At 38.5% G+C, this 23,142-nt stretch carries 23 protein-coding genes; all 23 read right to left on the minus strand.

The features are described from left to right. Nucleotides 1-19 precede the first annotated feature (19 nt). Nucleotides 20-1,324 carry an FADH(2)-oxidizing methylenetetrahydrofolate--tRNA-(uracil(54)-C(5))-methyltransferase TrmFO gene (gene trmFO / locus QRE67_RS17670; protein WP_286121533.1) on the minus strand — a complete coding sequence of 435 codons (1,305 nt, stop codon included), beginning with the start codon at nucleotides 1,322-1,324 and terminating at the stop codon, nucleotides 20-22. Nucleotides 1,325-1,373: 49 nt separating this feature from the next. Further along, nucleotides 1,374-3,452 carry a type I DNA topoisomerase gene (topA, locus tag QRE67_RS17675; protein ID WP_286121534.1) on the minus strand — a complete coding sequence of 693 codons (2,079 nt, stop codon included), beginning with the start codon at nucleotides 3,450-3,452 and terminating at the stop codon, nucleotides 1,374-1,376. 144 nt (nucleotides 3,453-3,596) lie between these two features. Continuing rightward, complete coding sequence (gene dprA / locus QRE67_RS17680; protein WP_286121535.1) at nucleotides 3,597-4,466, minus strand: DNA-processing protein DprA; 870 nt, start codon at nucleotides 4,464-4,466, stop codon at nucleotides 3,597-3,599. Between the two features lie 88 nt (nucleotides 4,467-4,554). After that, the gene (gene sucD, locus QRE67_RS17685; RefSeq protein ID WP_286121536.1) at nucleotides 4,555-5,457 is read right to left on the minus strand and encodes a succinate--CoA ligase subunit alpha; all 903 of its coding nucleotides are present in this window, start codon (nucleotides 5,455-5,457) and stop codon (nucleotides 4,555-4,557) included. Nucleotides 5,458-5,476: 19 nt separating this feature from the next. Further along, entirely contained in the window at nucleotides 5,477-6,637 is a 1,161-nt protein-coding gene (gene sucC, locus QRE67_RS17690; RefSeq protein WP_286121537.1) for an ADP-forming succinate--CoA ligase subunit beta, read from the minus strand. 193 nt (nucleotides 6,638-6,830) lie between these two features. Beyond that, a complete protein-coding gene (rnhB, locus tag QRE67_RS17695; RefSeq protein WP_286121538.1) occupies nucleotides 6,831-7,604 on the minus strand; it encodes a ribonuclease HII in 774 nt (257 codons plus the stop codon). A gap of 228 nt (nucleotides 7,605-7,832) precedes the next feature. After that, entirely contained in the window at nucleotides 7,833-8,696 is an 864-nt protein-coding gene (ylqF, locus tag QRE67_RS17700) for a ribosome biogenesis GTPase YlqF (RefSeq protein WP_286121539.1), read from the minus strand. Nucleotides 8,697-8,718: 22 nt separating this feature from the next. Next, the gene (gene lepB / locus QRE67_RS17705; protein WP_286121540.1) at nucleotides 8,719-9,270 is read right to left on the minus strand and encodes a signal peptidase I; all 552 of its coding nucleotides are present in this window, start codon (nucleotides 9,268-9,270) and stop codon (nucleotides 8,719-8,721) included. Between the two features lie 101 nt (nucleotides 9,271-9,371). Continuing rightward, the gene (gene rplS, locus QRE67_RS17710) at nucleotides 9,372-9,716 is read right to left on the minus strand and encodes a 50S ribosomal protein L19 (RefSeq protein WP_286121541.1); all 345 of its coding nucleotides are present in this window, start codon (nucleotides 9,714-9,716) and stop codon (nucleotides 9,372-9,374) included. A gap of 147 nt (nucleotides 9,717-9,863) precedes the next feature. Continuing rightward, nucleotides 9,864-10,598, minus strand: coding sequence for a tRNA (guanosine(37)-N1)-methyltransferase TrmD (gene trmD / locus QRE67_RS17715; protein ID WP_286121542.1), 735 nt, complete (start codon nucleotides 10,596-10,598; stop codon nucleotides 9,864-9,866). Beyond that, nucleotides 10,598-11,113: a ribosome maturation factor RimM gene (gene rimM, locus QRE67_RS17720; protein WP_286121543.1), complete on the minus strand. Its 516-nt coding sequence runs from the start codon at nucleotides 11,111-11,113 to the stop codon at nucleotides 10,598-10,600. The genes trmD and rimM overlap by 1 nt, the downstream gene beginning before the upstream one ends. Before the next feature lie 120 nt (nucleotides 11,114-11,233). Then, nucleotides 11,234-11,461, minus strand: coding sequence for a KH domain-containing protein (locus QRE67_RS17725; protein WP_286121544.1), 228 nt, complete (start codon nucleotides 11,459-11,461; stop codon nucleotides 11,234-11,236). A 14-nt stretch (nucleotides 11,462-11,475) separates the two neighbouring features. Continuing rightward, nucleotides 11,476-11,748 (minus strand): 30S ribosomal protein S16, encoded by a 273-nt coding sequence (rpsP, locus tag QRE67_RS17730; protein ID WP_286121545.1) that lies wholly within the window; start codon nucleotides 11,746-11,748, stop codon nucleotides 11,476-11,478. Between the two features lie 101 nt (nucleotides 11,749-11,849). Further along, nucleotides 11,850-13,199: a signal recognition particle protein gene (gene ffh / locus QRE67_RS17735; RefSeq protein ID WP_286121546.1), complete on the minus strand. Its 1,350-nt coding sequence runs from the start codon at nucleotides 13,197-13,199 to the stop codon at nucleotides 11,850-11,852. Between the two features lie 12 nt (nucleotides 13,200-13,211). After that, a complete protein-coding gene (locus tag QRE67_RS17740; RefSeq protein WP_286121547.1) occupies nucleotides 13,212-13,544 on the minus strand; it encodes a putative DNA-binding protein in 333 nt (110 codons plus the stop codon). A gap of 287 nt (nucleotides 13,545-13,831) precedes the next feature. After that, nucleotides 13,832-14,821 (minus strand): signal recognition particle-docking protein FtsY, encoded by a 990-nt coding sequence (ftsY, locus tag QRE67_RS17745; protein WP_286121548.1) that lies wholly within the window; start codon nucleotides 14,819-14,821, stop codon nucleotides 13,832-13,834. Nucleotides 14,822-14,835: 14 nt separating this feature from the next. Next, the gene (smc, locus tag QRE67_RS17750; RefSeq protein WP_286121549.1) at nucleotides 14,836-18,405 is read right to left on the minus strand and encodes a chromosome segregation protein SMC; all 3,570 of its coding nucleotides are present in this window, start codon (nucleotides 18,403-18,405) and stop codon (nucleotides 14,836-14,838) included. A 276-nt stretch (nucleotides 18,406-18,681) separates the two neighbouring features. Further along, nucleotides 18,682-19,419: a ribonuclease III gene (gene rncS, locus QRE67_RS17755; RefSeq protein WP_286121550.1), complete on the minus strand. Its 738-nt coding sequence runs from the start codon at nucleotides 19,417-19,419 to the stop codon at nucleotides 18,682-18,684. Nucleotides 19,420-19,478: 59 nt separating this feature from the next. Continuing rightward, complete coding sequence (acpP, locus tag QRE67_RS17760) at nucleotides 19,479-19,712, minus strand: acyl carrier protein (protein WP_286121551.1); 234 nt, start codon at nucleotides 19,710-19,712, stop codon at nucleotides 19,479-19,481. Between the two features lie 83 nt (nucleotides 19,713-19,795). Continuing rightward, complete coding sequence (gene fabG / locus QRE67_RS17765) at nucleotides 19,796-20,536, minus strand: 3-oxoacyl-[acyl-carrier-protein] reductase (RefSeq protein ID WP_286121552.1); 741 nt, start codon at nucleotides 20,534-20,536, stop codon at nucleotides 19,796-19,798. Beyond that, nucleotides 20,530-21,480, minus strand: coding sequence for an ACP S-malonyltransferase (gene fabD / locus QRE67_RS17770; RefSeq protein ID WP_286121553.1), 951 nt, complete (start codon nucleotides 21,478-21,480; stop codon nucleotides 20,530-20,532). The genes fabG and fabD overlap by 7 nt, the downstream gene beginning before the upstream one ends. Nucleotides 21,481-21,494: 14 nt before the next feature. Then, complete coding sequence (gene plsX, locus QRE67_RS17775; RefSeq protein WP_286121554.1) at nucleotides 21,495-22,487, minus strand: phosphate acyltransferase PlsX; 993 nt, start codon at nucleotides 22,485-22,487, stop codon at nucleotides 21,495-21,497. Continuing rightward, entirely contained in the window at nucleotides 22,484-23,077 is a 594-nt protein-coding gene (fapR, locus tag QRE67_RS17780; protein ID WP_286121555.1) for a transcription factor FapR, read from the minus strand. Before fapR ends, plsX begins: the two co-directional genes overlap by 4 nt. Nucleotides 23,078-23,142 lie beyond the last annotated feature (65 nt).

The following is a 23,142-nucleotide window of genomic DNA, read 5'->3' on the forward strand; positions in this document are numbered from 1 at the left end:
ACCTTTGCAAGAAATTTAACTAAATATTTACAAAATTTTGAATTGTTTCTAAAGCGCGTGTTGCATACGCTTCATTGCGTTCTTGTTTCTTTTTAATTTTCTTTTCTAGTGGCATAAATAAACCGAAGTTCGCATTCATCGGCTGGAAGTTTTTTGGATTTGTTGCAGTAATATAATTTGCCATGCTTCCCATTGCAGTTACAGGAGGCAGAACAACAGGCTCTTCTCCTTTAACAAGGCGTGCTGCATTAATACCTGCTAATAGTCCTGAAGCAGCTGATTCTACATACCCTTCTACACCCGTCATTTGACCAGCAAAGAATAAATCATCACGATTTTTATATTGGTATGTCGGGCGAAGTAACCTAGGTGAATTAATAAAAGTATTACGATGCATGACACCGTAGCGTACAATTTCTGCATTTTCTAATCCAGGAATCAATTGCAACACTTCTTTTTGCGGTCCCCACTTTAAGTGTGTTTGGAAACCGACAATATTGTAAAGCGTTCCCGCTGCATCATCTTGACGTAATTGAACAACCGCATACGGCGGTTTTCCTGTTTTCGGATCTTCTAATCCAACTGGTTTCATTGGTCCAAATACTAATGTTTGTCTACCGCGGTTTGCCATTACTTCAACCGGCATACACCCTTCAAAGAAAACTTCTTTTTCAAACTCTTTCAGCGGAACTGTTTCTGCAGCAATTAAAGCCTCGTAAAAACGATCAAATTCTTCTTCTGTCATCGGACAGTTCAGGTACGCCGCTTCCCCTTTATCATAACGGGATTTCAAGTACACCTTATTCATATCAATGCTGTCTTTTTCAACAATCGGTGCAGCAGCATCATAGAAATAAAAATAATCTTCACCCGTTAACTCTTTTAGTTGTGCAGAAAGCGATGGAGAAGTAAGCGGACCCGTTGCGATAACAGTCGGTCCTTCTGGAATTTCTGTAATTTCTTCATTCATTACCGTTACGTTCGGATGATTTTTTACATACTCTGTTACTTTTGCTGCAAATTCATGGCGATCCACTGCTAAAGCTCCCCCTGCTGGTACAGAGCATTCATCCGCTGCACGAATAATAACAGAATCCATAAGACGCATTTCTTCTTTAATTACACCAACAGCGTTTGTTAATGTATTCGCACGAAGCGAGTTACTACATACAAGTTCAGCAAACTTATCTGTATGATGTGCTGGTGTTTGCTTCACTGGTCGCATTTCATATAGCCTTACTTGGACACCACGTTTTGCAATTTGATAAGCAGCTTCGCTTCCTGCAAGACCTGCGCCAATGACGTTTACCACTTGTGTTGTCATATATATCACCATTCCTTTTCTATCCCGAAAAAAATGTGAGCAGTTACGCTCACATTTGTTGTTCTTCTTCATAATCACAAGAAATACACTGTACTTGAACACCTTTTTTCAATTTCTTCTCTACGAGCATTCCTTCGCACTTCGGACATTTCCGACCAATCGGCTTATCCCAAGAAACAAAGTCGCATTCTGGATACGTACCACATCCATAAAAAAGACGTTTCTTTTTGTTGCTTCGACGTTCAATAATTTGTCCTTTATCACATTTCGGACACGTTACACCGATTTCTTTCACAATCGGTTTTGTATTGCGGCAATCTGGGAAATTAGAACAAGCCATAAACTTCCCGAATTTACCCATTTTAAAGACCATTGGATGACCGCACAATTCACAGTCTTCCCCGGCAGGTTCATCTTTAATTTCTACTTCACGCATTTCCTTCTCCGCTTTTTCCAAACGCGGCTCAAAACCTACGTAGAAATCATCGACAATTTTTACCCAATTTGCTTTTCCCTCTTCTACTTCATCAAGATTTTGCTCCATATTAGCAGTAAACTCAATGTTAATAATTTCTGGGAAGAACTCTAAAATAAGTTCAATTACAATTTGACCAAGCTCAGTAGGAACAAATCGTTTATTATCTAAACCAACGTAACCTCGTTTTTGAATCGTTTCTAGTGTCGGTACATATGTAGACGGTCTACCGATTCCAAGCTCTTCTAGCGTTCTAACTAAACGAGCCTCCGTATAACGTGGTGGCGGTTGTGTAAAATGCTGCTTCGGTTCCATATCTTTTGAAAGTACCGTCTCCCCTATTTCTAAAGGAGGAAGCATTTTATCTTTCTCTTCCGCACCATCATCTTTTGATTCCACGTATACTTTCATAAAACCAGGAAATTTCACTACTGATCCGCTTGCACGGAATTGAACATCGTTATTAATGAGTCTAGCTGTAACAGTATCCATTATAGCAGATGCCATTTGACTTGCAACAAATCGCTCCCAGATCAACTTATACAAACGATGCTGATCACGACTTAAGTAACTTTTCAACTCATCTGGCTTTCTCATTACGGAAGTTGGACGAATCGCTTCATGCGCATCTTGCGCATTTGCCTTTTTCGTTTCCTTCCTTTTCTCTGTTCCTATGTAATCTGAACCAAATGCTTCGGTAATATACGAACGTGCTTCTCCTTGAGCAGTCTCTGAAATACGTGTTGAGTCTGTTCTCATATACGTAATAAGACCTACAGTTCCTTGTTTTCCAATATCTATTCCTTCATACAGTTGCTGCGCAAGCATCATTGTTTTCTTTGCTCGCATATTTAATTTACGTGCAGCTTCTTGCTGTAAAGACGATGTTGTGAACGGCAGTGCAGGATTACGCTTTCGCTCTTTTTTTGTTACATTTTCAACTGAAAATGCATTGTCTTTCATCTTTTCAATGATGTCATTTACTTGCTCTTCATTTGTTAACTGAACCTTTTCCCCGTTTACACCGTAAAAAGATGCTTCAAATGTGTCTTTTCCTTTTACAAATTCCGTTTTAATTGTCCAGAATTCTTCAGGAATAAATGCTTGAATTTCTTTTTCACGATCGATAATTAAGCGAACCGCTACAGATTGTACGCGTCCTGCACTTAATCCTTTTTTAACTTTCTTCCATAATAAAGGACTAATATTATAACCAACAAGACGATCAAGTATACGTCTTGCTTGTTGTGCATCTACTAAATCCATATTAATTGCACGAGGGTGTTTAAATGACTCTTTAATTGCGTCTTTTGTAATTTCGTTAAATACAACACGGCAATCTGACTCGACGTCTACATTTAGCGTATTCGCTAAATGCCAAGCAATCGCTTCTCCTTCGCGATCTGGATCGGCTGCGAGATAGACTTTCTTTGCTTTTTTTGCTGCCGTTTTTAAATCTTTTAAGACAGGACCTTTACCACGAATGGTAATATACTTCGGGGTGAAGTTGTTTTTCACTTCGATCCCCATTTGGCTTTTAGGTAAATCGCGAACATGTCCCATAGACGCGACGACTTTGTATTTTTTCCCTAAATATTTCTCAATGGTTTTCGCCTTAGAAGGCGACTCCACGATTACGAGGTAATCTGACATGCTAGTGCCTCCTTAAGAGGTGGATTCAAGTCTTCATTAATCTTAGTGATTTCTCTTGTTTTTGTCAATCAAGAATGAGTATAACATACAGCGACAATCTACCATTTGTCAATAATTGTTTAATAAAAACATAAAAATATAAGGTTAATTTAGAAATTCTTCTAGAATATCCTCTGCTTTTTGAACAAGTTTTGCTCCTTGCTGAATGAGCTGATTCGTTCCCGCTGCACCCTCCGCATAAATAGGGCCAGGAACGGCAAACACCTCCCTATTTTGTTCTAAAGCGAGGTCAGCAGTAATGAGTGAGCCACTCCGCGCTTTCGCTTCCACAACTAATACACCTTTACTAAGACCGCTTATAATTCGATTTCGTTTTGGGAAATACCATTTTCGCGGAGGATAATGGGGTGGATATTCTGTTAATAAGAGCATGTGTTCTTTCCACGTTTCATAAAGCAGGTGATTTTCCTTCGGATACATATACTGTAGTCCATGTCCTAACACCGCAATCGTCGGACTCTGCTGCTGAACTGTAATTTCATGAGCAAACGTATCAATTCCACTTGCAAATCCGCTAACAACCATCCATTTTTTGCATAAAAGCGGTTGTAAAATAGATTGTATGCTATCTTTCCCATACAAAGACGGATTTCTCGTTCCAACAACTGCAATTTTATTACCTTTTGCTAATAGTTCCCTCTTTCCTCTTCCATATAAAACATACGGTGGATCTGAAATTTCACGCAGTAATGGTGGATAATCTTCATCCCATATCGTGACATAAAAAATATGATTTTTTTCTAAATGGCGTATACAAGTGGCAGGAGTTGATGTTTGCAAGAAAGAAGCAAGTTCAGAGGATTTTTCCGAAGATAGTCCCGCATACTTTTTAAATTGAGCGGAACTAAACGTATAGATACGATTTATATCTGGATCTATTTTTAATAGTTGATTCAACGCTTTCCAATGATCCGCCAACATATAATGAAGATGAAGTAATCTCTCATTTTTCACGTTCATTCTCCTTACCCATAATTTTTATTATGTTAACAGTAAAATGTGTAAAAAGACACCCTCTAAACGAAGGTGCCTTTCAAAAAGATTAGTAGTTTTTACAAGTTTCAAATAATCCCTTTTCTTTTAAAACAGAGATTAATGTTTCACCCATAACAGCTGGTGTTTCAGCAACTTTAATACCACAAAATTCCATTGTTTTAATCTTTTCAGCAGCTGTACCTTTACCACCAGAAATGATTGCACCAGCATGGCCCATACGTTTGCCTGCAGGCGCTGTTTGGCCACCGATAAAGCCAACAACAGGCTTCGTCATATTTGCTTGTACCCACTCAGCAGCTTCTTCTTCTGCCGTTCCGCCGATTTCACCAATCATAATAACAGCATGTGTTTCTTCATCTTCATTAAATGCTTTTAAAGCATCAATAAAGTCTGTACCATTCACAGGGTCACCACCGATACCAACTGCAGTTGATTGACCGATCCCCTCTTGTGTTAATTGATGCACAGCTTCATATGTTAACGTACCAGATCTAGACACGATACCCACATGACCTTTTTTATGAATATATCCTGGCATAATACCAATCTTACATTCATCTGGCGTAATAACACCTGGACAGTTTGGTCCAAGAAGACGTGTATTTTTACCTTCCATGTATTTCTTCACTTTTACCATATCTAATACAGGAATACCTTCTGTAATACATACTACTAAGTCAACCTCTGCATCGACAGCTTCCATAATTGCATCTGCCGCAAAAGCGGGTGGAACATACACAACAGAAGCGTTTGCACCTGTTGCTTTTACAGCGTCTTCTACCGTATTAAATACTGGTACACCTTCAATGTCAGTACCACCTTTACCAGGCGTTACACCACCGACAATTTTCGTACCATATTCAAGCATTTGTTTTGTATGGAATAAACCTTGAGAACCTGTAATACCTTGTACAATAACTTTTGTATCTTTATTAACTAATACGCTCATTTTTCTCCCCCGCTTTCTATTAGCCTACTAGTGAAACAATTTTTTGTGCACCGTCCGCCATAGATTCTGCTGCAACAATATTTAGACCAGATTCATTTAAAATTTTCTTTCCTAACTCTACATTCGTACCTTCTAAACGAACAACAAGTGGTAGTTCAAGACCGACTTGTTTTGTCGCTTCGATAACACCTTCTGCAATTACATCACATTTCATAATGCCACCGAAAATGTTAACAAAAATACCTTTTACATTTTTGTCAGAAAGAATAATTTTGAAAGCTTCTGTAACTTTTTCAGCTGTAGCACCGCCACCAACATCTAAGAAGTTAGCTGGATCTCCGCTATAATGTTTAATAATGTCCATCGTTGCCATCGCTAAGCCAGCACCATTTACCATACAACCAATATTTCCATCCAAAGGAATATAGTTTAGGTCATATTTAGAAGCTTCAATTTCTTTTGGATCTTCTTCATCAAGATCACGAAGTTCTAAAATATCTTTATGGCGATATAACGCATTAGAATCGAAGTTTAATTTTGCATCTAACGCCATAACTTTCCCATCACCTGTTGTTACAAGTGGGTTAATTTCTGCGATAGAACAGTCTTTTTCAATAAATGCACGGTATAAGCCCATCATAAACTTCACAGCTTGACCTACGAGCTTGTTTGGAATGTTGATGTTAAACGCAATACGGCGTGCTTGGAATCCTTGCAGACCTACTGCAGGATCAATATATTCTTTAAAGATTTTTTCTGGTGTTTTTTCTGCTACTTCTTCAATTTCTGTTCCGCCTTCTTCAGACGCCATTAAAACAACTTGAGAAGTTGCACGGTCTAAAACAAGACCAACATAATATTCTTTTTTAATATCGCATCCTTCTTCGATAAGTAAGCGTTTTACTTCTTTACCTTCAGGACCTGTTTGATGCGTAACAAGTGTAGTACCTAATATACTTTCCGCATATGTACGAACTTCTTCTACATTTTTCGCAACTTTTACACCGCCAGCTTTGCCGCGTCCACCAGCGTGAATTTGTGCTTTTACTACACATACACTCGTTCCTAGTTCCTTCGCTGCTTCTACAGCTTCTTCTACTGTAAAGGCAACCTTCCCGTTCGGAACGCTAACCCCATAGCTTCTAAGGACTGCCTTACCTTGATACTCATGGATATTCATGGTCCCATCCTCCCCTGTTTTCCTGTTTTACTCGAAAAGTTTTTTAATGTTTAAAAAACACTACATTGCCATTGTATAAAATGATTGCCACGCTGTCTACAATAAAGTGTCAGAAAACTGAAATCGCTTTATTCTTTTTTGAAAATAGTAATGTTGGTATATAAAAATAAAGAATAAGCTATGGATTCATAGCTTATTCTTTATTCATATCTTTAATTGGAGCAAATGTTTTTCTATGTTCCTCTAATACACCGTGTGTTTCAATTGCTTGTAGATGCTGCTTCGTTCCATAACCCATGTGTTGCTCGAATCCATACTGCGGATATTGTTTCCCGAGCTCCTTCATCATGCGATCACGTGTTACTTTTGCAATCACAGATGCAGCTGAAATAGAAATACTTTTCGCATCTCCCTTAATAATGGATGTTTGCGAAATTGGTGTAGGAAGTTTCATTGCATCAATGAGCAAATGCTCTGGTGTACATGATAAATTTGCAATGGCATCTAACATCGCTCGTTTCGTTGCTTGATAAATATTTATCTCATCGATTACCTGAGGTGGTATAATTCCGATTCCAATCGCTAGTGCATGTTCTTGAATCTCCTCATAAAACCGTTCACGCTTCGCTTCACTCAGCTTTTTAGAGTCATTTAACCCTGGCATATAGAAATCATCTGGAAGCACGACAGCAGCAGCAACAACAGGCCCTGCTAATGGCCCTCTTCCTACTTCATCAATTCCAGCAATATACGATATTCCCTTTTTGCGTAACGCCCGTTCAAACTTAGACATCACTATAAATTGTTCTCTTTCTTTTTCCGCATGCTCTTTTTGCTTGCGCCATTTCACAATCTGTTTTTGAACGCCTTTTCGCTCATCCTTTACTAACAGTTGAAAACGTTCATCTGCTTCTGCTGTAATTTCTTGCAATAAACATGCTACTTCTTGAATCGTTAGCTTTTGCATTTTGTGTGTCCTCCTGTAAAGTGCGCTCCAACAGCGAATGATACATCTACTATTTCTCTATAAAGTGAAACTTCTATTAATCAAGGCCTTCTCTCTCGTCGATAGACAACTGGATTCTTACGGTGAATGTACCCACCTAACCTCTTTGCTTCCTCTCAGTTTTAAAGCAATAATTACCGTTACAGCGTAATCAAACGCAAAAAAGAAAAGACGTACAAACGCACGTCTTTATACCTCTTCTACAAATTCTTCTGGTGTTTCAAATGTCATTTTCCCAAGTTTACCACCGCGAAGTTCACGCAGAATAAGTTCTGATGTCTTATCATAATCAATCATTCCGCCGCCCATTAAGCAACCTCTATTTTTCCCAACTGCATCAAATAGTTCCACAATATCTTCTGGAATTTCATTTAATTTATAACGCTCTTTTAAACGTTCTGGATAATACTTCTCCATAAAGCGCAGTGCGTACACAGCTACATCTTGTAAATTTAAAATAGAATCTTTAATCGCGCCAGTTGTCGCAAGGCGAAGTCCAACCATTTCGTCTTCAAATTTCGGCCATAAAATACCTGGCGTATCTAACAATTCCATTTCTTTACCTACTTTAATCCATTGCTGAGCTGTTGTAACACCTGGACGATCGCCAGTTTTTGCAATGTTTTTCTTCGCTAATTTATTAATTAACGTAGATTTTCCAACATTCGGAATCCCAACGATTAAAGCACGAATTGCTCTTGGTCTAATCCCTTTTGCGATCATTTTATCAAATTTTTCTTTCACAAGTAATTTACATGCTGCTGTAATTTCTTTCATACCTTGTCCAGCTTGCGCATTAATCGAAATTGCTTTATGACCTTTTTCTTCAAAATAAGCGATCCATTGCTTCGTTACACGATCATCTGCCATGTCTGCTTTATTTAAAACAACTAATCTTGGCTTATGCGTAATAATTTCATCAATCATCGGATTTCGGGAAGATAAAGGTAATCGAGCATCTACGAGTTCAATAACAACGTCAATTAACTTTAACTTCTCTGTTACTTGACGTCTCGCTTTTGCCATATGTCCTGGAAACCATTGAATTACCATGTTGCCACCTTCTTTTTTTCGTTTATTTCACAATACGTGCATCTTTTAATGGCCAATATAACATATTTGCTTCTCCAATTACTTGGTCGATTGAGATTGTCCCAATTGTGCGACTATCTTTACTAAAACGACGATTATCGCCTAATACAAATAATTGACCTTTTGGAACAGTTGTTTTACCTGTAATTTCTTCAAGCTTAAAATCATATGTAAGAGGTCCATCAGCTAGCTGTTTTTTCTGTTTCTCTAAATACGGCTCCTCGTAAGGTTTTCCGTTAATATAGAGCTTATCATTACGATATTCAATGTGATCGCCTGGCAAACCGATAACACGTTTAATATAATCTTTGTCTTCCGTTGCTTGGAACACAATAATATCAAAGTGCTTTGGCTCTCCAATGTGATAGCCAATTTTATTTACAATCATTCGATCACGGTCATGAAGCGTCGGTGACATCGATACACCATCTACAAGAATGGGTGCAAAGAAAAACTGTCTAATCACAACCGCTAACACAACAGCGATTAAAATCGCTTTTATCCATTCCCAAAGTGAGCTCTTTTCTTTCTTCATGCATTTCCCCTCCACAGTTATGTAAGCTGTTGGTATTATATCAAAAATCCATATAGATTGGAAAAAGGGAGCTTGTGCAATTACAAGCTCCCATACATGTCTTATCGAATTTCTTTAATACGCGCTTTTTTACCGCGAAGGTTACGTAAGTAGTATAACTTAGCACGACGTACTTTACCACGGCGAAGTACTTCGATGTTCGCGATTCTTGGTGTGTGAACTGGGAATGTACGTTCAACACCTACGCCGTAAGAAATCTTACGAACTGTGAACGTTTCACTGATTCCGCCACCACGACGTTTAATTACAACACCTTCGAAAATCTGAATTCTCTCACGAGTACCCTCTACTACTTTTACGTGTACACGTAAAGTATCACCAGGACGGAATGAAGGTAGGTCAGTTTTCAATTGGCCTTTTGTAATTTCTGCGATTAATTGTTGCATATTCAATTCTCTCCTTTAAACAGATGCTCTTGCAAAGTCTATACTAAATTACAGCGGAACATCGTTAATACGGCTACTTCTTTGAGTAGCACAAGTGTTATAATAGCATATTGCTAGTTCTGTTGCAATAGCAAATATATGAAGCCGTTACTTATCTGTTTTGATTTCCTTAAGCCATTTTTCTTCTTGTTTCGATAGAGGACGTTCTTCCAATAAGTCCGGTCTACGTGTATACGTACGACGCAGCGACTCTTTATGACGCCATTCGTCGATATGCTTATGATTTCCAGACATGAGCACATCTGGCACCTTCATGCCGCGAAAATCAGCAGGACGTGTATAGTGCGGATGTTCTAACAAGCCTGTACTAAAAGAATCTTCCACTTGTGAATGCTGATTTCCCAGTACGCCTGGCAAAAGACGCACCACGCTATCCGTAACGACCATAGATGCTAACTCTCCACCCGTTAACACATAGTCCCCAATGGAGATTTCATCTGTTACAAGATGCTCACGAATCCGTTCATCGTATCCTTCATAGTGACCACACACAAAGATAACATGTTCTTCTTGTGCTAATTCTTCGGCTTTTTTCTGCGTAAAGCGCTCACCTTGCGGACACATTAATACAACCCGTGGTTTACGTTCCGTTTCCTTTGTTAAATGCTCTACTGCATTAAAGATAGGTTGCGGAGTCAAAACCATTCCAGCCCCGCCCCCGTATGGATAATCATCAACACTATTATGTTTACTTGTCGTGTAATCACGAAAATTCACAACTCGAAGCTCAACTGCTTCTTTTTCTTGTGCTTTTTTTAAAATAGAAGACCCGAACACACCAGTAAACATTTCTGGAAACAATGTTAAAATATCAATTTTCATTATAGCAATCCTTCCATTACATGAATGGTTACTAATTTATTTTCAATATTTACTTGTAGTACAACATCGTCAATATACGGAATTAAAAGTTCTTGTCCTTTCGGACGCTTAATCACCCATACATCATTTGCACCAGGAGATAAAATCTCTTTTATTTCCCCTAATGTTTCTCCATCTTCTGTTACAACAGTACAGCCAATAATCTCATGGTAATAGTATTCACCTTCAGCTAATTCACCAAGTTGATCTTCAGGTACCTTTAATAGGGAGCCTTTAAATTGTTCCACTTCATTTACATTGTTATAACCTTCAAACGTCAATAGATCAAACGTCTTGTGCTGACGATGAGAAGTTATTTTTACAGGAAGTGGTTCCGTCCCTTTATCATTCCATATGTACAACACATTTCCTATTTTATAGCGTTCTTCTGGAAAATCCGTACGAGAAATGACGCGTATTTCTCCTCTAACTCCATGAGTATTTACAATTTTCCCTACATTAAACCATTTTGTCATAAACAGCATGTCACCCCTGTTTTCTATATAAGTTAAGCATCTCCATTCCATATATGGAACATGCAATTTCTCTTAAAATGTTAAAAAAGGGAGAGGAACAGATCCTCGCCCTTTTTACATTTATTGAATTTCCAGTGTAACTTTTTCATGATTATGATGTCCCACTGAATACAAGAGCATTCGAATTGCTTTTGCAACTCGCCCTTGCTTTCCAATGACCTTACCCACATCCTCAGGATGTACGGTTAATCGATACTTCATCTCTCCGCTGCACAGTTCCTGTGTAACCTTTACATCTTCAGGATGATCGACAAGAGGCTTGACAATCGTTTCGATTAACCTGTTCATAGCCATCGTCTCAATTACTTACCTTGTTTAGATAAGTGGAATTTCTCCATGATACCTTGGTTAGAGAAAAGATTACGAACTGTATCAGATGGTTTCGCACCGTTTCCTAACCATTTTAATGCTGCTTCTTCATTGATTTTCACTTCAGCTGGTTGAGAAACCGGATTGTAAGTACCGATTTCCTCGATGAAGCGTCCGTCACGAGGAGAACGAGAATCTGCAACAACTACACGATAGAAAGGAGATTTTTTAGCTCCCATACGTTTTAAACGAATTTTAACTGCCATTTATAAAGCACCTCCGAATTTATTTCACACAGATAATTATATTAGCAAAAAGACTAATGCTTTGTAAAGTATTTTTTCTTAACAGAGCCATCTTTTTTTCCTTACATAAATGGAAACTTCAATCCACCTAGTCCTTTTTTCTTACCTTTTTGCATGCCTGTCATCGTCTTCATCATTTTTTTCATATCTTCAAACTGCTTTAATAGACGATTGATTTCTTGTACCGTTGTACCGCTACCTTTGGCAATGCGTTTTTTACGACTAGCATTGATCATTTCCGGTTGTTCCCGCTCTACTTTTGTCATAGAGCGTATAATTGCCTCAATATGCCCAATTTGTTTTTCATCAACTTGCGCATTTTTTAGCCCTTTAATTTTATTTGCACCAGGAAGCATTCCAAGCAATTCATCAAGCGGTCCAAGTTGACGCACTTGTCCAAGTTGCTCTAAGAAATCATCTAGCGTAAACGAAAGCGTACGCATTTTCTGCTCAAGCTCTTTTGCTTTTTCTTCATCAACTGTAGCTTGTGCTTTTTCAATTAACGTTAAAACATCGCCCATCCCTAAAATACGGGATGCCATGCGCTCAGGATGAAAGGCTTCTATTGCGTCTAATTTTTCACCCATACCAGCAAATTTAATTGGTGTATTTGTAACAGCTTTAATAGATAATGCCGCACCACCGCGCGTATCACCATCTAACTTTGTTAAAACAACACCCGTTAAACCTAACTGTTCATGAAAACTTTGCGCAACATTTACCGCATCTTGCCCTGTCATCGCATCGACAACAAGGAAGATTTCATCTGGCTTAGCAATTTCTTTCACTTGCGCTAATTCACCCATTAGTTCTTCATCGATATGCAGACGACCTGCTGTATCAATTAAAACATAATCATGATGATCTTCTTTCGCTTTCACAATCGCTTGTTTCGCAATCTCAACTGGACTTACTTGATCTCCTAATGAGAAAACAGGCATGTCCAATTGCTTCCCTAATGTTTCAAGCTGTTTAATAGCTGCTGGACGATAAATATCAGCTGCAACAAGCATCGGCTTACGATTATGCTTTTTACGAAGCAAATTCGCAAGTTTTCCTGTTGTTGTTGTTTTACCTGCCCCTTGCAATCCAACCATCATAATAACAGTTGGTGGTTTCGTGGAAACAGCAATTTTACTTTGTTCCCCGCCCATTAATTGTGTAAGTTCTTCCTGTACAACTTTGATAACTTGTTGTCCAGGTGTCAAACTTTTCATTACATCTTGTCCGACAGCACGCTCAGACACACGCTTTACAAAATCTTTTACTACTTTAAAGTTAACGTCTGCTTCTAAAAGAGCAAGACGAACTTCTCTCATCATTTCTTTTACGTCGGCTTCGGATACTTTCCCTTTACCGCGGATTTTTTGCATCGTCTGTTGAAGTCGGTCGGCTAATCCTTCAAATGCCATATTGCCGCCCTCCTAATCTAATTTTTCGATAGCTTCAACAACTTGTTTCATTTCTTCATTTACATGCTCTTCTTCGCTGAGTAGCTGTTTTAGCTTTGCAACAAGTCGCTGTCGCTCTTGAAACTTTTGAAGTAATACTAATTTGTCTTCATATTCTTCAAGCATCGCTTCAGTCCGTTTAATGTTATCATACACGGCTTGGCGACTTACATCAAATTCTTCTGCAATTTCACCAAGAGATAAATCATCCAAATAGTAAAGCGACATATAACTTCTTTGTTTTGGCGTTAACAACGATTGATAAAAATCAAATAAATAATTCATTCTCGTTGTTTTCTCGAGCATGTTGGATCATCCTTTGTTAAGTGATTTCCCTTTACATGCATTAGTTTACATGGAGTAGAAAAGGGTGTCAAGTTTTTTTCTTAACATCGTATAAAATTTTATCCCGCATTAACGGGCAGTGATACCTTCACCTCAAGATTCTAAGGAAACCAAAGAAGATAGATGGGGGATAAACTGCCCGTAAAAGCCCGATTGGTGAGAGCTAATAATCAGTGGGGGATAAAGAAAACTCCCACTGATTAAAGTTTCACTTTATAAACAAGAAGCGGTTACGCCTCTTCTTCCTCTTATGCTTCTTCTGTTTCTACGAGATTTGCAAACAAACCATAGACATATTGTTCCGGATCAAATTGCTGTAAGTCGTCCATTTGCTCTCCAAGACCAACAAACTTCACGGGTACATCCATCTCATTACGAATCGCTAATACAATACCACCTTTAGCGGTTCCATCTAATTTCGTTAAGACAATACCTGTGACATTTGTCACCTCACGGAATGTTTTCGCTTGGCTTAAGCCATTTTGTCCTGTTGTTGCATCAATTACGAGCAATACTTCATGAGGAGCACCTGGAATTTCACGCTCAATCACACGTTTTACCTTTTCCAGCTCTTTCATTAAGTTCACTTTATTTTGCAAACGACCTGCTGTATCACATAATAACACATCTACTTTACGTGCTTTTGCCGCTTGAACTGCATCGTACATAACAGCCGCTGGATCAGAACCTGATCCTTGTTTAATGACTTCAACACCCACACGGTCACCCCATACTTCTAACTGCTCGATCGCTCCTGCGCGGAACGTATCTCCTGCTGCTAACAATACAGACTTGCCTTCCGATTTAAATTTATGAGCCATCTTTCCAATTGTTGTTGTTTTCCCAACGCCATTAACACCAACAAATAAAATAACCGTTAATTGATCTTGTTGCACATTTATTTCATTACTAAAGTCAGTATCACCTTTGTAAATACCCACTAACTTTTCAGAAATGACTGCTTGCACCTCTTTCGGATCTTGAATGTTTCGACGCTGTACTTCTTCCTTCAGCTGCTCGATGAGTTCCATCACTGTCCCAACACCAACATCTGCACCAATTAAAATTTCTTCTAGTTCTTCAAAGAAATCTTCATCAATTTTACGGTAGCGATACACTAGATCATTTACTTTTTCCGCAAACGAATTTCTCGTTTTTTCTAATCCATGTTTAAATTTCTCTGTTACTGTATCCGTTTGTTTCGCAATCTTTTCTTTCAGTTTTTTTAAAAAGCTCATTCTTCCCATCCTTCCTATTTATTCGTAACAACCTCTTCTTCGTCAGCTAAACGCACAGAAACAAGCTTAGAAACACCAGACTCTTGCATCGTTACCCCATATAGTACATCAGATTCTTCCATCGTACCTTTTCGGTGTGTAATGACAATAAACTGTGTTTCATCACTAAACTTTTTCAAATACTGTGCAAAACGAGCTACGTTCGCCTCATCAAGAGCCGCCTCAACCTCATCTAGCACGCAGAACGGAACAGGTCGTACTTTTAAAATACCAAATAACAAAGCAATCGCTGTCAAAGCGCGTTCTCCACCTGAAAGCAAACCTAAATTTTGTAATTTTTTACCTGGTGGCTGCGCTACAATATCAATGCCAGTATTTAATAAATCTTGCGGGTTTGTCATCACTAAATCAGCTCTGCCACCACCAAATAATTCACAGAAGACCGCTTGGAACTCTGTACGAATCGCTTGGAATGTAGTAGAAAAACGTTTTTTCATCTCTTCATCCATCTCAGTAATGACTTGATGCAACGTTGACTTCGCTTCTTCTAAGTCATCCCGTTGCTCCAGTAAGAACGTATGGCGCTCTGCTACACGCTCATACTCATCAATCGCTCCAAGATTTACCGCGCCTAGCTCTTCGATTGATAGCTTGATTAATTTTACTTTTTTACGTGCATCTTCTGCAGGCATCGTCATTATGTATTTCAGTTTTGCTGCTTCAAATGAAATGGTATACGTTTCACGTAAATGTTGCAATCTATTTTCTAATTCAACATCAAGACGATTGATTTTCACTTCTTGATCTTTTAAAACCTCGAGTACATATTTATGTTGCCCTTTTGTCTCTTTTACTTCGCGATCTAAATGCTCTACTCGTTCTTGCAGCGTAAGGCGTTGCTCACGACGAGAACTGATTAATTCCGATGTCTGATTCCGATCATGCGCTTTCTTTTGAATCATATTCGTAATTTGTTCTTCACCGCTTGAATTTGATGTCATCTCTTGTTTTAAGAACGCTAAATCCTCTTTCGTTTTCACAAGTGTCCGCTCTGCTTCCTCTTGCTCTTTCGTCAGACGATCTACTTTCTCTTTTTGATTAGATAAACGTTGTTGTTGCTCTGCCGCTTGTACTTTCAACTCCGTCATTTCCGTCTGCACTTTTTCTTTCGAAGAATGCTGTTCACTCTTTTGTTTCGTTAAAGCAGCGATTTTTTCATCAAGCTGTGTAATTTCTTCTTGAAGACCCGATAAAATTTCTCCCAGCTCTTGCTTTCGCCCTTGCATTTTGACTTGATCCTGTAAAAATCCTTCTATTTCTAAATCATAGATAGATAAGCGATCATTTATACGGTGCTCTTCTAATGTTAGTTGATTTACTTCTTCTTTTAATTTTTGTTCATCTACACGCTCTTCTTCTACATTGTGACGCAATTCTTTCACTTTCAATTCTTTTTCTTGAATTTCCTGTTTTAATGCTTTCACATAGTTTTCTAGCTTAGACGTCTTTTCTTCCATGTCAGTAAGCTTCTTACTCCACTCTTCTAATTCACGCTGACGTCCTAATAAAGAAGATTTAGCTTGTTTTACAGCTCCACCGGTCATAGAGCCACCCGGATTTACAACATCACCTTCCAGCGTTACAATGCGGTAGCGATATTGCAATTGCTTCGCTAATTCATTCGCCCCTCTTAAATCTTTCGCAACAACTACTGTTCCTAATAAATTCGAAACAATATTTTCATATTTTTTGTTGTAATGTACAAGCTCTGCTGCAACTCCAATAAATGATGGATGTTGGTTTACAGTGCGTTGCTGATCAAAAGATAACGATCTACCTTTTATAACCGCTTGCGGTAAAAATGTCGCACGACCATGCCTGTTTTGTTTCAAAAAGGCAATCGCTTGACGAGCATGCTCTTCTGTTTGTACAACAACATGTTGCATCGCTGCACCGAGTGCAATCTCCATTGCTACTTCATATTCTTTCGGCACAGTAAGAAGCTCAGCTACCGCACCTTCAATTCCATGAAGCCGACCATCGCGTGCTTTTAATACTTCCCTTACACCTTGATAGAATCCTGAATAGTCTTCTTGCATCTCTTCTAACATTTCTTTTCGGGAACGAGCCTGCTGAACAAATTGATACGCTTGGTACAATTTCGTTTCATTTTCACTATATTGCGCTTTGCAGTTTCCAAGCGTAGCTTCCGTCTTTTGTATGTTTGTAATGGTGTTTGCAATTTTCTCTTTTACTTGTTCATAATTCTCTACAAGCTTTGCTTTTTTTGTTGAAATTTGCATACGCATCTGTACATACTTTGCATTTTCTTCATCAAGACGTTGATTTTTAGAATTTTGTTGCTGGAATTGTTCCTCTAGCATAGACAGTTCATTACGATAACTTGCTTGTCGATTTAAAAGCTCAATATAATCACCTTTTAAATGTTCAATTTGTTCTTCCAAATCCTCTGCATATGTAGAAAGAAGTTTCTCGTTGTCTTGTAGTTTCTGTTCTAACTCTTTTACTCGGCTCGCAAATTTCATTAGTTCTTCTGTGCTTGCCTCAATATCACCATCATAGGTTCCAACTTTTTCTGTTAACTCACGAATAGATTGCTCAAGCTGTGCGCAATGCGAAGTTGCATTTTGCTTTCGCTCCTTCAATAACTCACGCTGCCCTTCTAATTTCTCTAACTCTTTACTAGAAAGAAGAAGAACCTCTTGCAACGAATCCACTGATTCATCGATTGCTTGCAGTTGACCACGGAATTCTTCTAACTCTACTTCACTTTTTTGTAAGTGCGTTGACATTTTGACTTCTTCATCTTTATTATGTCCAAACTGCTTACGAAGTGTTTCCCATTTTTCATGTAATTCTTCAATTTCATATACAATGAGAGCCGCTTCTACTTTTTCTAACTCTTCTTTTTTCTCAAGATAATCCTTCGCAATCGATGCCTGTCTTTCAAGTGGCTCCACTTGACTACTTAATTCGTGAATAATATCTTGCACACGATTTAAATTTTCTTGCGTTTCCGCTAATTTTCCTTCGGCTTTCTTTTTACGGAGTTTATATTTTAACACTCCAGCTGCTTCTTCAAATACGCCACGACGCTCTTCTGATTTACTGCTTAAAATCTCTTCAACTTTCCCTTGGCTAATAATCGAGAAAGCTTCCCGTCCCATACCAGAGTCCATAAATAAATCAATAATATCTTTTAAACGACAAGACTGCTTATTAATACGAAAATCACTATCTCCTGAACGAGAGACACGGCGCGTAACACTTACTTCGTTATATTCAATTGGCAAACGCTGATCTTCGTTATTTAAGGTTAATGTTACTTCTGCAACATTAACCGCTTTACGTGTATCACTTCCAGCAAAAATTACATCCTCCATTTTTGCTCCGCGTAATGATTTTACAGATTGTTCACCAAGTACCCAGCGAATCGCGTCCGTAATATTACTCTTTCCACTTCCGTTTGGACCAACTACAGATGTTACACCCGGAACAAAGTCAACGGATACACGCTCTGCAAAAGATTTAAATCCTACTATTTCTAATCTCTTTAAAAACACGAAAGGCCTTCCCCCTTTTCTCGGTTGTCATAGACGATTTCTTTCCATGTGTTACAAAAACAACCTAAAATACGGATCTATATTTATCTTTTATATACAAGTAAGAATGAACTCTTCTTTTTCTAATAAAGTGAAACTTTAATCAGTGGGGAGCTTCATCCCCCATTGATTATTAGCCCTTACCAATCGGGGTTTACTGCCCGCGAATAGCGGGATAAAGTTTCATTCTATGCATAAGGAATCCCCCTCATTTAAAGGGGGATTCCTTATGCTTCTTTATAATTGTTCTTTTAATGTTTTCAATGCTTCTGCAGCAGCTTGCTGTTCTGCTTCTTTTTTAGACTTCCCGCTTCCAAGACCTAAAGCCACGCTATTTAACGTTACACGTGACACAAATTCTCGATTGTGCGCTGGTCCTTTTTCTTGCAGAATTTGATATTCAATGTTACCGCTACCATCACGCTGAATTAATTCCTGCAGTTGACTCTTATAATCCATCACATGAGAAAAAGCACCTTCATTAATTTTTGGATATACAATTTCTTTTAAGAATTCCCAAACTGTATCCAATCCTTGATCAAGATAAAGGGCACCAATAAACGCTTCAAAGACATCCGCTAATAAAGCTGGTCGTTCACGTCCACCCGTCATTTCTTCCCCTTTTCCTAATAGAACGAGGTTACCAAATGACATTTCATTAGCAAAACGGACAAGAGATGGTTCACACACAACAGCTGCACGCAGCTTAGTTAATTCCCCTTCGCTCATTGTCGGATATTTTTGAAACAAATACTGCGATACAGTTAGTTCTAATACAGCGTCTCCAAGAAATTCAAGACGTTCATTGTCTTCATGTGGCTTTTTTCGATGCTCATTCACATACGATGAATGCGTAAATGCTTGAATCAATAATTTTTCATCCGTAAACGTAATACCTATTTTTTGTTGAAACGTTTTAAAAGCTTCACGATACTTTGTTTCATATTTTTTTTCTTTATATTTTCGGTACGGCATAGGTCCCTCCAGATATAAGCCGAGAAAGCCCCGCTATAAAACGGGACTTCACTCAAACATTATAGATGACTCTCTATGTAAGTCACAGCATCGCCAACAGTAGCAATCTTTTCAGCATCTTCATCAGAAATTTCCATTTCAAACTCATCTTCTAATTGCATAACAAGTTCTACTACATCTAGGGAGTCTGCACCTAAATCTTCTTTAAAGCTAGCAGCTTGTACTACTTCTGTTTCGTCTACTCCAAGACGATCTACGATGATTTTTGTTACACGCTCTAAAACATCTGCCATTTTCCATTCACCTCCCCTCAAGTATTATATTAAATATTGAACAAAAAAACTAGGCAAAATCAATTCTTTCCTCGTTTCTTTTGTTACATTACCATACCGCCATCGACATGTAGCGTCTGTCCCGTAATATATTTACTGTGATCAGCAGCAAAAAATGTTACAGCATTCGCGATATCTTGCGCTTCTCCAAACTTTGCAGCAGGAATTATTTTCAACATTTCTTCTTTCAAGTTTTCAGCTAATACCTCTGTCATATCTGTGGCGATAAACCCAGGCGCAATGGCATTTACTGTTATATTACGGCTAGCCAATTCTTTTGCAGACGTCTTTGTTAACCCTATAACCCCAGCTTTCGCTGCCACGTAATTTGCTTGTCCTGGATTTCCTGTAACCCCAACAACAGAAGCAATATTAATAATACGACCGTGACGCTGACGCATCATATAACGCGATACTGCTTTCGTACATAAGAAAACACCTTTTAAGTTTGTATCAATAACTGTATCCCATTCTTCTTCTTTCATACGCATCAATAAATTATCTCGCGTTACACCTGCATTATTTACAAGAATATCAACTTGTCCAAAAGTATCTACAGTTTGTTTCACCATATTTGTAACTTCTTCAGCAATTGCAACATTTGCTTGTACTGCAATTGCTTCCGAACCAAGATTTTTAATTTCATCCACAACTTCGTTTGCTTTTTGTTCATTTCCAGCATAGTTAACTACAACTGTTGCACCTTGCTTTGCTAAATCGATAGCAATTGCACGGCCAATCCCGCGTGATGCACCTGTTACTAATGCAACTTTCCCTTTTAACATCCGCTTTCTCCTCTCAAACTTGAAATGGTCTCTTTCAACGTCCCCTCATCATATATTGCATATACCTTTGTAGAAGGAGCAATTGATTTCATAAGGCCAGCAAGAACTTTCCCAGGTCCAATTTCAATAAATGTGTCCACACCATATTCTACCATACGTTCAATTGACGGATACCATAAAACAGGTGAATAGAGCTGTTCAATTAGCTTTTCTTGAATTTCTTCTTTACGAGTGATGCAATCTGCCGAAACATTTGCAACAACCGGAACTTTTGCATCTTGAATTGCAATTTCATTTAAAACATCTTGAAATTTCTCAGCTGCCGGCTTCATTAATGATGAATGAAACGGACCGCTAACACGAAGTGGAATCGCGCGTTTCGCACCGTTTTCTTTTGCCTTTTGCGAAGCTAGTTCTACACCTTGCTTCGTCCCAGAAATTACAATTTGTTTTGTACTATTCATATTCGCAATTTGCACAGCATAACCTTCTTTTGTAACTTCTTCTGTTACTTCCTTAAGCATAGCTGGATCTGCTCCTAAAATAGCGGCCATTGCACCTTCTCCGTTTGGAACAGCCTCTTCCATATACTCGCCTCGTTTTCTTACAGCGTATACACCATCTTCAAATGACAATGCTCCAGCTGCAACGAGTGCGCTATACTCACCTAAACTATGTCCTGCAACATAATCAGGCGTAATGTCATATTGTTTTAAAGCTGTTAAAATTGCAATACTCGTTGTTAATAACGCCGGCTGTGCATTTGTCGTTGCTGTCAACTTCTCCTGAGGCCCTTCAAAAATTAATGATGAAAGAGACTCATGTAAAATTTCATCTGCTTTCTGAAATACTTTCGCAACCTCTTTATCATTTCCCGCTAATTGTTGTCCCATTCCAACTATTTGTGAACCTTGGCCTGGAAAAAGAAATGCTAGTTTTCCCATTTCAAATCCTCCTCTTATTGAAGCGGCTCTTTCTCCATTACGTTTGAAATCATAGGAATCACTTCTTTCGCTACCATCTCTCTCGTTTGACGAATCGCACTAAAAATCGATTGATCATTGGAAGAACCATGAGCCTTAATGACAGGTGCTTTTAATCCAAACAATGCCGCACCGCCATACTCCGAATAATCCATTTTATCTTTCAATACCATAAGCTTCGGTTTTAAAACCGCCGCTGCTAATTTACTTGTAAACGAACTCATTAATTGTTCTTTTAACATAGAGAATAACGCAAGCGCTGTTCCTTCAAGTGATTTTAACGCTACATTCCCTGTAAATCCATCACATACAACTACATCTGCCACACCTTGTAATAAGTCCCTTGACTCGACGTTCCCAACGAAGTTAATTGGGGCATCTTTCAGCATTGCAAATACTTGCTTTGTAAGTTCATTTCCTTTTCCATCTTCTGTCCCAACATTTAAAAGACCAACGCGTGGATTGTTAATTCCTCTTACCTTTTCGGCATATACAGAACCCATGACAGCATATTGATATAAATGAATTGGTTTGGCATCAACATTTGCTCCAACATCTAACATAACAAACCCTTTGCCATCAATTGTCGGCATTGTAGGTGACAATGCTGGACGTTCAATCCCTTCCATACGTCCAACAACAAATAACCCAGCTGCCATCAAAGCTCCTGTATTACCTGCCGAAATACAAGCATCAGCCGCTTCTTCTTTTACTTGCTGCGCTGCAAGTACCATCGAAGCTTGCTTTTTGCGACGAACCGCTCTTACAGGCTCATCTGTTCCTTCAATGATTTCATCCGTATGAAGCACTGTAATGCGTTCTTCGTTCGTTAAATATTTACGAATCTCATCTTCTTTTCCTACCAATGTAATATGTAAATCTGAATACTGCCTAATTGCTTTCATTGCTCCTAATACGGCTGCTTTTGGAGCATGATCTCCGCCCATTGCATCTATTGCGATTTTCATAACTTATTACCTTCCTCACTATAATTACTAGATCGATACATTTCAAAAGTGCCTGAAAAAACAAGTTCTTCTCCAACAAAGCTGTGCACTTTGATAACCGTTCGACCTTTATCATTCTCAACATCTTCAACGCGTGCTTTTGCGACAACGCGCTCTCCCAATTTTACAGGGCGAATATATCGAATAGTAGACTTTGCAGTTAAAGCAAGTTCTTCATCAATAACCGCAACAGCTAGTGAGTTTGCTTGGGCGAACAAATGATGCCCACGGGCAATTTGATTTCGTTTAAACACATGCTCCACCTTTACTTCAAAGATGGAAATTGCGTGTCTATCTAATTCTATATCAATAATTTCTCCAACTACCTCTTCTAGAGGCAAGGATTTTACATCTTCTTCATGTTGTTTCGTTGCCACATGCTTAATTCGCTCTCTTAACTCAGGAATAGATAATTCCATGCGATCAAGGCGAACTGTTTGTATGCTTACTTGAAACTGCTCTGCTAATTCTTCATCCGTGACAAACGGATTCGTTTCTATCGTTTGTTGTAATAACGCTTGTCTTTCTTTTTTACTTTTTCTTTTTTTCATACCGCACCATCCAATTTTTATGACTAGGTACTAACAGTAGTATATAATCATTAAAAGTAGAATGC

The sequence above is a fragment of the Bacillus sp. DX3.1 genome, assembly GCF_030292155.1.
Taxonomy (GTDB): Bacteria; Bacillota; Bacilli; order Bacillales; family Bacillaceae_G; genus Bacillus_A.

Excerpts from the sequence above, each read along its gene's own strand:
- QRE67_RS17725 (WP_286121544.1), bottom strand. The coding sequence starts at position 11,461 with ATGAACAGGTTAATCGAAACGATTGTCAAGCCTCTTGTCGATCATCCT.
- rncS (WP_286121550.1), bottom strand. The coding sequence starts at position 19,419 with ATGCCGTACCGAAAATATAAAGAAAAAAAATATGAAACAAAGTATCGT.
- topA (WP_286121534.1), bottom strand. The coding sequence starts at position 3,452 with ATGTCAGATTACCTCGTAATCGTGGAGTCGCCTTCTAAGGCGAAAACC.
- fabG (WP_286121552.1), bottom strand. The coding sequence starts at position 20,536 with ATGTTAAAAGGGAAAGTTGCATTAGTAACAGGTGCATCACGCGGGATT.
- fabD (WP_286121553.1), bottom strand. The coding sequence starts at position 21,480 with ATGGGAAAACTAGCATTTCTTTTTCCAGGCCAAGGTTCACAAATAGTT.
- trmD (WP_286121542.1), bottom strand. The coding sequence starts at position 10,598 with ATGAAAATTGATATTTTAACATTGTTTCCAGAAATGTTTACTGGTGTG.
- fapR (WP_286121555.1), bottom strand. The coding sequence starts at position 23,077 with ATGAAAAAAAGAAAAAGTAAAAAAGAAAGACAAGCGTTATTACAACAA.
- sucD (WP_286121536.1), bottom strand. The coding sequence starts at position 5,457 with ATGAGCGTATTAGTTAATAAAGATACAAAAGTTATTGTACAAGGTATT.
- rnhB (WP_286121538.1), bottom strand. The coding sequence starts at position 7,604 with ATGCAAAAGCTAACGATTCAAGAAGTAGCATGTTTATTGCAAGAAATT.
- rimM (WP_286121543.1), bottom strand. The coding sequence starts at position 11,113 with ATGACAAAATGGTTTAATGTAGGGAAAATTGTAAATACTCATGGAGTT.
- acpP (WP_286121551.1), bottom strand. The coding sequence starts at position 19,712 with ATGGCAGATGTTTTAGAGCGTGTAACAAAAATCATCGTAGATCGTCTT.
- plsX (WP_286121554.1), bottom strand. The coding sequence starts at position 22,487 with ATGAAAATCGCAATAGATGCAATGGGCGGAGATCATGCTCCAAAAGCA.
- rplS (WP_286121541.1), bottom strand. The coding sequence starts at position 9,716 with ATGCAACAATTAATCGCAGAAATTACAAAAGGCCAATTGAAAACTGAC.
- trmFO (WP_286121533.1), bottom strand. The coding sequence starts at position 1,324 with ATGACAACACAAGTGGTAAACGTCATTGGCGCAGGTCTTGCAGGAAGC.
- QRE67_RS17740 (WP_286121547.1), bottom strand. The coding sequence starts at position 13,544 with ATGCTCGAGAAAACAACGAGAATGAATTATTTATTTGATTTTTATCAA.
- lepB (WP_286121540.1), bottom strand. The coding sequence starts at position 9,270 with ATGAAGAAAGAAAAGAGCTCACTTTGGGAATGGATAAAAGCGATTTTA.
- sucC (WP_286121537.1), bottom strand. The coding sequence starts at position 6,637 with ATGAATATCCATGAGTATCAAGGTAAGGCAGTCCTTAGAAGCTATGGG.
- ffh (WP_286121546.1), bottom strand. The coding sequence starts at position 13,199 with ATGGCATTTGAAGGATTAGCCGACCGACTTCAACAGACGATGCAAAAA.
- ftsY (WP_286121548.1), bottom strand. The coding sequence starts at position 14,821 with ATGAGCTTTTTAAAAAAACTGAAAGAAAAGATTGCGAAACAAACGGAT.
- rpsP (WP_286121545.1), bottom strand. The coding sequence starts at position 11,748 with ATGGCAGTTAAAATTCGTTTAAAACGTATGGGAGCTAAAAAATCTCCT.
- ylqF (WP_286121539.1), bottom strand. The coding sequence starts at position 8,696 with ATGGTAATTCAATGGTTTCCAGGACATATGGCAAAAGCGAGACGTCAA.